At 67.6% G+C, this 11255-nt stretch carries 4 protein-coding genes and 1 pseudogene; 4 read left to right on the top strand and 1 reads right to left on the bottom strand.

The window, feature by feature from the left end:
- The first annotated feature begins 38 nt into the window (after positions 1-38).
- Together AB0A95_RS02700 and AB0A95_RS02695 are read left to right on the top strand one after the other, a co-directional pair.
- Positions 39-6938, top strand: a complete 6900-nt coding sequence (locus tag AB0A95_RS02700; RefSeq protein ID WP_357553830.1) for a polymorphic toxin-type HINT domain-containing protein — start codon at positions 39-41, stop codon at positions 6936-6938.
- A 728-nt stretch (positions 6939-7666) separates the two neighbouring features.
- Positions 7667-7904: pseudogene (locus AB0A95_RS02695) on the top strand (IS701 family transposase); the annotation flags it as partial.
- Between the two features lie 612 nt (positions 7905-8516).
- Here AB0A95_RS02695 and AB0A95_RS02690 read toward each other — a convergent pair.
- The gene (locus AB0A95_RS02690) at positions 8517-9509 is read right to left on the bottom strand and encodes an LPXTG cell wall anchor domain-containing protein (RefSeq protein WP_357553829.1); all 993 of its coding nucleotides are present in this window, start codon (positions 9507-9509) and stop codon (positions 8517-8519) included.
- A gap of 431 nt (positions 9510-9940) precedes the next feature.
- Between AB0A95_RS02690 and rsmD the strand changes: the two genes are divergently transcribed.
- Positions 9941-10504, top strand: coding sequence for a 16S rRNA (guanine(966)-N(2))-methyltransferase RsmD (gene rsmD / locus AB0A95_RS02685; RefSeq protein ID WP_357553828.1), 564 nt, complete (start codon positions 9941-9943; stop codon positions 10502-10504).
- Positions 10501-10989 (top strand): pantetheine-phosphate adenylyltransferase, encoded by a 489-nt coding sequence (coaD, locus tag AB0A95_RS02680; protein WP_357553827.1) that lies wholly within the window; start codon positions 10501-10503, stop codon positions 10987-10989. Before rsmD ends, coaD begins: the two co-directional genes overlap by 4 nt.
- Positions 10990-11255 lie beyond the last annotated feature (266 nt).

Genomic DNA, 11255 nt, shown 5'->3' with positions numbered 1-11255 from the left:
ACCCCCGCCTGCGCACCCCTGATCTGTGGAGGTCACCGGTGAGATCCCGCCCGCACCGCGTTCGCGCGGCGCTCGCGATGCTGGTCACGACCGCGCTCGTCGTCACCATGCACCAGCAGCCCGCCATCGCGGCGAAGCCGAAGCCCTTCGTCCCGCCGAAGGCCGCGGCGCAGCCGAGCGTCCCGGTGCGGAAGGTGTCGGCTCTCCCGTCACCGGTGAGCCACCTGCCCCAGGCGGGGAGCCTTCCGGCACCGGTGTGGCCGTCCGCGAGTAGTGCTGACGCCTCGCTCTCGGCGCCGACCAGTTCGCCGGTCTCCTTCCGCCCACCGGCGGCGTCGGTGGCGGCCAGGTCGGGTCCACCGCCGTCCCGCATGCACCTCGACGTGCTTGACCAGTTGGCATCGGCGCGAGCGAACGTGGCCGGCCTGCTGTTCCGGGTACGACGTGGTGACGGCGCGACTGCCGCGGCTCCGGTCGGCGTCGCTGTGGACTACGGCAGATTCGCCACCGCGTACGGCGCCGACTGGTCGAGCCGGTTGCGCCTGGTGCGGCTCCCGGAATGCGCGTTGACCTCGCCGGGAAGCACGCAGTGCGCAGGCAGTGAGGTGCCGACCCGCAACGACACGGTGGCGAAGCGGGCCACTGCCGACATCGCGGTCGGGGGCGATCAGTTGCTGGCGCTCACGGCGGCGCCGTCCGGCCCGGCCGGCAGCTACGGCGCCACCAAGTTGTCGTCGTCCGGGACCTGGTCGGCGGGTGGATCGTCGGGCAACTTCTCCTGGTCGTACCCGATGCGGGTGCCGCCGGCGATGGGTGGCCCGATGCCGACTGTCGAACTGGGTTACTCGTCGCAGGCCGTCGACGGGCGAATGGCCTCCTCGAACAACCAGCCGTCCGAGGTGGGCGAGGGTTTCGAGCTTTCCACGAATGGCTTCATCGAGCGCCGCTACAAACCCTGTAGCGACGACACCACGAACGGCAACAACGCCGGTGATGCCGACAAGCACGCCGATGACCAGTGCTGGGCCACCGACAACGCGTCGTTGAGTCTGAACGGTTCGGGCGGCGACCTGATCAAGGACGCCAGCACGGCGAACCTGTGGCACCTGCGCAACGACGACGGCTCGCGGATCGAGCACCGGACCGGCGCCGACAACGGCGCGCTCAACGGTGAGTGGTGGGTCGTCACGACGGCGAACGGCACCCAGTACTGGTTCGGCCGCAACAAGCTTCCCGGCTGGACGACTGGCGCCACCACCAGCTCGACCTGGACGGTGCCGGTCTTCGGCAACCAGAGTGGCGAGCCCTGCCACCAGGACGAGTTCAAGGCGTCGTCGTGCACCCAGGCGTGGCGGTGGAACCTCGACTACGTCGTCGACCCGCACGGCAACACCATGTCGTACTGGTACAAGAGCGAGTCGAACAACTACCAGTCCACCACCACCAAGGTCCACTCGTACGTCCGTGACGGCTACCTGGACCACGTCAGCTACGGCACCCGGGTGGAGCCTGACCTGGCCACCGGCAAGGACACGATCTTCACCGGGCACGCGGCGGCGCAGGTGGCCTTCGGCTACGCGGACCGCTGCCTGAACGACTGCGGCACCCACGACGCCAAGCACTGGCCGGACACCCCGTGGGATCTGGACTGCACGAGCGGCACCGCGTGTGACGCCCGGATGCCGTCGTTCTACAGCACCCGGCGCCTCAGCACTGTCACCACCAGCACCTACGACGCGTCGAGTGGCAAGTTCCGCAACGTCGAACAGTGGGGGCTCACCCACGCGTACCCCGATCCGGAAGACGGCACCCGGGCCGGCCTCTGGCTGGAGAAGATCAGCCACACCGGCCTGGTGGGTACGACGACGACGCTCCCGGACGTGATCTTCACCGGCAAGGCCAAGGCCAACCGGGTCGACACCGTCGACAACTCGCCGCCGATGAACTGGATGCGGCTCACCGACATCAACACCGAGACCGGCGCGATCGTCCACGTCGACTACCTCGACTCCGACTGCGTCGCCCAGAAGAACGTGCCGACGTCGCCGCAGAACAACACCCTGCGGTGCTACCCCGTTCGCTGGACGCCGCCGGGCTTCAGCGAGAAGACCGACTACTTCAACCGGTACGTCGTCAACGAGGTCACCGAGACCGACAAGACGGGTCGGTCGACCCGTGTCCTGCACCACTACACCTACATTGGTGACCCGGCGTGGCACTACACCGACGACGACGGCCTGATCTCCGACGACGCCAAGACCTGGTCCCAGTGGCGGGGGTACGGCAAGGTCGGCGTCACCACCGGTGACCCGGGCGGGCAGACGTACACCGAGTCGACCTTCTTCCGTGGCATGAACGGCGACCACCTGCCGAGCGGAACCCGGTCCGTGTCGGTCACCGACTCGCAGAATGGCTCGGTGCCGGACGAGGACGCGTACGCGGGCATGACCCGTGAGACGCGCACGTTCCTCGGTCCCGGCGGCCCCGAGGTCTCCGGGGAGATTCACGACCCGTGGCAGTCGGCGCCCACCGCAAGTCGGACGATCAACGGGGTCACGGTCCACGCCCGCTTCGTCAACACCGAGGGCACCCGTTCGCGGGTCACCCTCGATCACGCGCCGTGGGTTCGCAAGACCTACAGCAGGAGCACGTTCGACGGGTACGGCATGGTCACCAAGGAGGACGACTACGGCGACGAGGCGGTGACCGGCGACGAGCAGTGCACGGCCACCACGTACGAGCCGCGGAACACGTCGGATTGGCTGGTGTCGCTGCCGCACCGTGTGCAGACGTACGCGCTGGGCTGCGCGAAGACGACTGGCACCGTTGCCGAGGCCGATGTGATCGGCGACGGGCGCACCCTCTACGACGGGCACGCCTACGGCGTCGCCCCCAGCAGAGGCGACGTCACCAAGACCGAACAGATGAGCGCGTACAACAGCGGCAGCCCGACGTACGTGCAGGTGACCCGTTCCGCCTACGACGACCTGGGCCGGGCTGTCGAGTCGTGGGACGCCCTCGACCACCACTCGGCGACCACGTACACACCCCTGCGCACCGGTCCCGTGACCCAGACCGTGGACACCAATCCCATGGACTGGCAGACCACCGCGACTGTCGAACCGGCGTGGGGGCTGGCCACCTCGACCACCGACGTCAACCTGTTGAGCACCAACCTCACCTACGACGGCCTCGGCCGGCTCAAGAAGGTGTGGCTGCCGGGGCGGAACCCCGCCTCGGACACCCCCGATGTGGCGTACGACTACCTGATCCGCACCGATGGTGTGAACGCGGTGACGACCAGCCACCTGAACCCCAAGGGTGGTGTCACCAAGTCCTACAGCCTGTACGACGGGCTGCTGCGGCCGCGACAGACGCAGACCGCGTCACCCAAGGGTGGCCGGATCCTCACCGACACCTTCTACGACGCCGCCGGTCGGCAGGTGCTGGACTACGGCGCCTACTACGACAGGACCGGGGGGCCCGGCACCGACCTGGTGCAGCCGCTGATCCGCGAGGACGTACCGAACCAGACCGCGACCAGGTACGACGGCGCTGGTCGACCCGTCACCTCCATGTTCACGCCCAAGGGGGCTGAGCGCTGGCGGACCACCACTGTCTACGGCGGCGACCACACGGACGTCGAGCCACCCACCGGCGCGACCGCGACGTCCACCTGGACCGATGCGCGCGGCCGGACGGTGCAGCTGCGCCAGTACCCGACCCGCTCGGCCACCGGCATTGACTTCGACCACACCGACTACAGCTACAACCGCCGCGGTCTGCTCGACTCGGTCACCACGCCCGACGGCAGCAGGTGGTCGTACGGCTACGACCTGCGGGGCCGGCAGACCAGCACCACCGATCCGGATGCCGGTAAGGCAACCAAGAGGTACGACGTCGCCGGACGGGTGACGGGCAGCACGGACGCCAACTCGGTCTCCCTCACGTACACCTACGACGCCCTGGACCGCAAGACGGCCCTGTACAAGGGCACCAGCCCCACCTCCAGTGGACAGCTCGCCCAGTGGGACTACGACGAGGCGACCTTTGCCGACGGAGTGACCCCGGTCAAGGGGCAACTCTTCCAATCGAGTCGAATCGACTCCAACCGCCGCTACGTCAAGGCCGTCAAGCAGTACGACAAGCGCTACCAGCCGCTGATCAGCAGCGTGACGATCCCCAACGCGGAAACCGGAATCGGCGGCACCTTCGTCTTCGGCTCGGGGTACAACCCGGACGGCAGTGTCAGCGGGCTCAGTTACCCCGCCACCGGTGATCTACAGGCGGAAAGCGTCCTGAACCACTACACCGACTTCGACCAGCCCCTCAGTCTGACCGACCTCTACGGCAACTCGTCCGAGGCGAGCATCGTCTCGGACAGCCAGTACGACGCCCTGGCCCACGCCACCCAGTACACGCTCTACACCGGCATGTTCAGCAGCACCGGCTCCCGCGCGTACCTGTCCTTCGAGACCGACCAGACCACCGGTCGGCTCAACGAGATCAAGGTGCACCGCGACGGTGTCACGCCCAACACCGTCACCGACACGCACTACACCTACGACGACGCCGGCAACGTCACCAAGATCGCTGACGCGCCCACCGGCGGCGGCTACACCGACATCCAGTGCTTCACCTACGACCGCTACCAACGGATCCAGGACGCCTGGACGCCGAATGCCGACGACTGCTCGCCCCCCACCGCCGCCGCGCTCGGCGGACCGGCGCCGTACTGGCAGAGCTACAGCTACACCCTCGGCGGTGCCCGGCAGCAGCTCACCGACCACGCCACACCGAACGGCGACGTCAAGACCGACTACCAGTTCAGCGACAGCGCCCCCGCCGATCCGAGTGCCGGGCAACCCCACGCACTGCGTGGCACCACCACTACCGACAACAGCGGCACGCGGAGCGCGGCGTACACCTACGACAAAGCCGGCAACACCAAGACCCGCCCCGGACCGAACGGAACCCAGACCCTGATCTGGGACGCCGAGGGTCACCTCCAAAGCTCCACCGACACCGCCGGCACGGTCAGCTACCTGTACGACGCCGACGGCAACCGCCTGATCAGTCGAGACACCACCGGCCGGACTCTCTACCTGCCGAACGAGGAACTTCGATACACCAACAGCACCGCGACGGCGGCGTGCACCCGCTACTACCCGTTCGGCGGGGGAACTGTCGCCCAGCGCACCGCGAAGGGCCTGACCTGGCTGGCGAGCGACCACCAGGGCACCCAGGATGTCACGCTGGACGAGAAGACCCAGGCGGTCACGATCCGCAGGCAGACCCCGTTCGGCACGGCCCGCGGCCAGGCGACTCCCTGGGTCAACACCAAGGGTTTCGTCGGCGGCACCGCGGATCCGACCGGTCTGACGCACCTGGGCGCCCGTGAGTACGACCCGTCCCTGGGCCGGTTCATCTCGGTCGACCCGATGCTCAACACCAGCGACCCGCAGTCGATGGAGGGCTACGCGTACGCGGACAACAGCCCGGTGGTGCACGCGGACCCATCCGGCCTGATGATCGTCTCGGACGGCGGAGGATTCGCCACCGGCACCCCGGCCGCCACCGCACCCGACCCAGCCCAGACGAAACCGTCGCCCACGAAGCCGCCCAAGCCCAAGAAGTGCGGCTGGGGTTGCAAGTTCAAGAAGCCGTTCACCGCAACCGCCAACTGGGTCGACGACCACAAGGCGACCATCGCCGGAGTCGCCGTGGGCGTGGCCGTCGGTGTCGGCTGCGGCTTTGCCATCGGCTGGACCGGTGCCGGAGCGGTCGCCTGCGGTGCCCTCGCTGGCGCCGCCGGCAACATGGTCACGTACGCCATCGAGACCAAGGTCGAACACAAGGGCAACTTCAGCCTCGGCGGCATGCTCATCCAGGGCGCGGTGGGTGCCGTCGTCGGCGGCGTCATGGGCGGCCTCGGTTCGGTAGCCGGCCAGGCCCTCAAGGCCGGAGTGTCGTCACTGCTGTCCGGAGCCGGCGCGCGGGCCTCAGCAGCGGCCGGTGGCGCGGCGGCGAAGAAGGAGGCCGGCGCGATAGTCACTGGCCTGACCCGCAACGCCTTCAAGGGCTCGGCGAGTAAGGCGTCGGAAGGTGCCGCGGGAGGTGCCGCGGGCAGGATGCCACAGTGCCACAGCTTCGACCCGGCCACTCCGGTCCTGATGGCGGACGGCAGCACCAAGGCCATCAAGGACGTACGCGTCGGCGACAAGGTGGCCGCAACTGACCCGACGACGGGCCATAAATCCGGGAAGCAGGTTGTCGAGCTTCACCGGAACGCCGACCGTGATCTCGCCGACGTGACGGTCAAGAACGCCAAAACCGGTTCTACAACGGTCCTGCACACCACCTGGCATCACCCCTTCTGGGCCGCGAACAAACAGGCGTGGGTCGAGGCTGCCGACCTGGTGAGCGGCGACCAAGTGCAGGACAGCGCTGGGCGGGCCAGCCAGATCATCGTCAGCGTCAAGACCTGGACCGGCCTGCACTGGATGCGCGACCTGACCGTCGCCGACATCCACACGTACTATGTGCTCGCCGGCAACGTGCCGGTGTTGGTACACAACTGCGGTGGGACCGTATGGGACGACATCAAGGGCACCCAGCCAGAGGTTCCCGGCACCGGTGGAATGCCGAAGTCCTTTGAGTTGGCTGCCGGTGATACCAAGGTTTGGGTGCACGGAAACGCAAGCAAGCACATCGCCGAATACGCTGAGAACATGACCAGCAGAGGTGCGAGCCCAGAAATGGTTGGACTGGGCACCCAGCAAAACCTTCGTAGCCTTCAGTCGGCTGTGGGTGAAGCTGGCCGCGGCGGCCTCACCTATGACAAGCTCCTAGACGTCGGCGGGTGGGAACTGAAGTTCGGCGCTCCTCGTCAGGCAGGCATGTTGCCGGCTCTTGTTCACGCGCGAATGGTGGGATGACGAATGATTAAGGTTGTGGGCCACTCGCCGTGTGCCGCAGCACAAATTCAGGCGGACCCCTGGATTCCGCTAATGGTGAACTGGCAGCTCGAAGGGCGTTCGGGGCTCTTGAATCTCTACATTCAAGGGACCAGTGGTGGGTACGTGGAAATGAGGGTAGACGAACGTTCGGGAGCCCTTGTGGAGCTTGTTGTAATTGAGGCTCCGCCAGAAGGTGCGCAACCTTGCTCAGTGCCCGAAGATTCGAAGAATCTTGGGACCGTGGTCCTTGGCCGAGAGATGTGGGAATGGCGCGTTACTCCGGACTGTGTAGAGCCGGCCAAGCGTGACGTGTCCATTCCTCAGCACCTTGCGTGGTCGACTCGGGGCGACAACGTCTTCCTGCAATTTGGTGACTCGCAGGCGTCTTGGTTTGTGGGTCTGGGTGACACCAGATTCGCGATCTCGGAATCCGGGGAACTCGTTTGCATGGCAGTTCGGAGGCCGGAGGTAGAGCTTCCGCCCGACTATCCGGGCTGATTCGCACGGGGAATCTGGACGAGATCAGCAGTGCGCAGAGTGACTGTGGTGCGTACAGGTCTGTCGTTGCGCGCATGGGTTGCCGTGAGGATTGCCGTCAAGCGGCGAGCACCAGCCAAATCAATCGATGGACTACCTTCGGTGGTGCCCGGCGGCGGCGGTCTGCTCGGTGGCGTGCCGCGTAGCGGTGCGGCGTCGATCCCCGGATCCTGCCCTTGGCCGTCGACCAGCACGACGGTCACCACTGGCTGCTGATCCGCCGCAACCGCACCACCGGTGAACTGGCGTTCTACCGCTGCTGGTCACCCGCCATCGTCCCGCTGGACCACCCTCGTCATCGCCACTCACGCGTTCCTCGCCGCAGCCGCAGCCGCAGCGGCCAGCACCACCAGCCCTGACAGCCTGATCCCGATCACCGTCAACGAACTCCGACGGCTGTTCCACGCCCTGACTCCGCCTTGACTGACCTTGGTCCTTGAGGACTATCCAGAGGCGGGCCGTAGCAATCAAGGAATTCCGCAGGCTGGGTAATGCCGACGCCGCCGAGCGCGATCAGTTGCTTCACTGGGTCCTCTGGGATGCGGCTAGAGTCCCGCTGAATGAGCGGGCGCCCGAAACGGCGGGTTGAGTGGAGGACGGTGGATGGGTTCGTCGAACCTGGCCGCGCAGGGAGATCGCCGCGTCCGCCTGCGGAGTGCCGGCCGGGCCTCTGCTTGACGTCGCCGAGGGGTTGCCGGCAGGTCGAGGCCGCTTTTAAGTGCTGGCGAAACACTCTAAGCCTGTGCACATGACCGCCCCGGCTCCGCCGCACTGCGTCGGCGGCACGGGGCAGCCCGCTGGTTCACCGGTTGATCTTCTCCGGCATTCTCCGGTCGCCCGGCCCAGGTCAAGGGTGACGCCGAGCCGGCGGGTGGGTCGCCTCGCTGTGCCTTGACGGAGCCCTGAACCTCCTACCGACTCGTGTGGGGCGCTGGCCGCGCTCAGGCACTGCGGACAATGACCGAGGGCGCGTCGACCAGATGGTCGACGCGCCCTCAGTTGTTGTCAGAGCGGGTTGTCTCAGGCGGTGAAGCGGACCCGACGACGACGCGCCATCACGAACAGACCAGCACCAGCGGCGAGCAGCACCACGGCGCCAGCGATGATCCCGCCGGTCGCGGCACCGGTCAGCGGCAGCGCCGGCTCGTCCTTGTCGCCGCCACCCTGGCCGCAGTTCGCCGGCTGGGTGTACGGGACGGTCTCCGACTCGTCGACCACGTCGTACTTGACCGTGACCTTGAGGCCCGGGTACGCGTCGAAGCTGACAGACGTGGTCTTACCCGGCTCGGACGCCAGCGTCTTGGTGACGCCCTTCTCGGTGGTCATCGTCGCCGAGAAGGCGATGCCCTTGGCCGGGTTCTTGACCGTGAAGGTCATGTTGTCGCAGGTCTGGTCGACCTCGAACGCGGGCTCTTCCCCCTCAAGCGGGGCCGACGGGGTGGCCGACGGGGTGGCCGACGGCGTCACGGTCGGGCTGGAGGCCGGCGACGGGGTGACCACTGGGGACTTGGTCGGCGTCGGCGAGGTGCTCGGCGACGGGGTGGGCGACCCGGTGGGCGTCGGGGTGGGCGACGGTGACTGCGTCGGGCTGCAGTTCTTGCCGGGTCGAGCGGTGACCGTGCGCTCCCCGTCGTGGCTCGTGCCGTTGCGGTCCCAGTGCGCAGCCACGGTGAGCTCGATCTTGGGGATCTTGCCCTTGAAGGTGTGGGTCTGGGTGCCGGTCAGCGGGCCCTCGCTCTGCTGCTCAAGCTTCGCTCCCAGCGCCAGGCTGCCGGTGATGTCACCCGGCATCGTGGACTTGAGCTTGGTGATGAAACCGTAAATGTCGGTTTCGGTGCTGATCACGGACCACTTGACGGTCACCGTGCCATCCTTGGCGGCGCAGTAGCTGCCAGAGGGCTCGGGGTGGTGCGCGGATGCCGGGCCGGCGAACGTCGCTGCGCCGGTGAGGCCGATCAGCGCGCCTGCGGCGATGGCCGCGATGCGCCGCAGCGGAGACTTGGGGAGGTTCAACGCCTGCTCCTGGTGAGGGGGTACGGATCGCGTGCGGTGAGGTCGGGAGGCGGGACGACCGGGTAGGTCGTCTGCTCACCGGGACGTCGCGACGCGGGGGTGTTCCCGCGCGAAGCGGGGACAGAGGGTGACTGTACTGACGAGTCATGAATGAGGGGAGTTCTCATCATTGCCATCGGGCAATGTAGTTGATTCGTGATCTTTGATGAACAGAAGGTGGTCAACTGATCACTGAGGACGTGCGGCGTCGACGGTCGGTAGCCGGCTCCGCAGTGGACCGGGCGGCGGCGACAGAGGTCACGGGCGTTTCAGACGCGGCTGACGCCGTCAAGACCCAGCGGAGATGTCGTTCGGCGACACGGCGATACGGCGGTGCTGGTCGTGGTCGCCGCAGGCTCGCGTAGCGTCGCGGGCATGAGTAGGAGGAGACGGTGACCCGGATCGTGGCCGGGACGCTCGGCGGGCGGCGGATCGCCGCGCCCCCCGGCGCCGGCACCCGCCCCACCTCCGACCGGGTCCGGGAGGCGCTGTTCAGTGCCGTCCAGGCCGAGGTCGACCTCGACGGCACCCGCTTCGCCGACCTGTACGCGGGCTCCGGTGCGGTCGGGCTGGAGGCGCTCTCCCGGGGCGCCCGGCACGTCCTGCTTGTGGAGTCCGATCCCCGGGCGGCCCGGGTGATCCGGGAGAACGTGGCGACCCTTGGGGTCGGCCCGGCCGTCCGCCTGGTCGCCGGGAAGGTCGCGACAGTGCTGGCCGCCGGGCCGGAGGGCGGGCCGTACGACGTGGTCTTCGCCGACCCGCCGTACGCGGTACCGGACGCGGAGGTTGTCGCGCTGCTGACGACGCTCGTCGATGGTGGCTGGCTGGTGCCCGACGCGCTTGTGGTGGTGGAGCGGTCCAGCCGTACCAGGCAGTTCGACTGGGTGGAGGGGATCACCCCGGAGCGCAGTCGCCGGTACGGCGAGACCACCCTTTGGTACGGTCGCCGATCATGAGACGTGCGGTGTGCCCTGGTTCGTTCGACCCGGTCACCAACGGACACCTCGACATCATCGGGCGGGCCAGTCGGCTGTTCGACGAGGTGGTGGTTGGCGTCCTGGTGAACCAGTCCAAGAGTGGCCTGTTCACCGTCGAGGAGCGGATCGACATGCTCCGCGAGGTGACCTCGTCGTACGGAAACGTGCGGGTCGAGTCGTTCCGCGGGTTGCTTGTCGACTTCTGCCGGGCCCAGCAGGCCAGTGTGCTGATCAAGGGCCTGCGGGCGGTCAGCGACTTCGACTACGAGTTGCAGATGGCCCAGATGAACATCGGGCTGGCCGGCGTCGAGACGCTCTTCATGCCGACCAACCCGCTCTACTCGTTCCTCTCCTCAAGCCTGGTCAAGGACGTGGCGAAGTGGGGCGGCGACATCTCGGCCCACGTGCCCGACCTGGTCCGCGAAGCCCTCCAGACCCGCCTGAATCCCCGCCCCCGCCCCTAACCCACCCCACCCTGCCCCGGCGATCTTGCAGTTTCGGTCGCCGGTTCGTGGTTTTTGCGGCAATTGTCGCGGCGGAAAGTGCAAGATCGCGCGGCTGGGCGAGGTGGGCCGGGGTGGGGAGGGCGGGGTGGGTAGGGGTGGGCTGCGGCGGGGAGGCGGAGTGGTGGGCGGCGGGGCGGCGCGTGGGTGACGATGTCGCGACGCGCCGGATTGGGGTGGATGGGGCTTGTGTGGGTCGAGCACGACATGATTGGTGACGCGGGGAA

Origin of the sequence: Micromonospora sp. NPDC049230 (genome assembly GCF_040647875.1) — a bacterium.
In the GTDB taxonomy this organism is placed as follows: Bacteria; Actinomycetota; Actinomycetes; order Mycobacteriales; family Micromonosporaceae; genus Micromonospora.
Note: the sequence above shows the minus strand (reverse complement) of the source record. Positions and strands in the feature narration are given on the sequence as shown.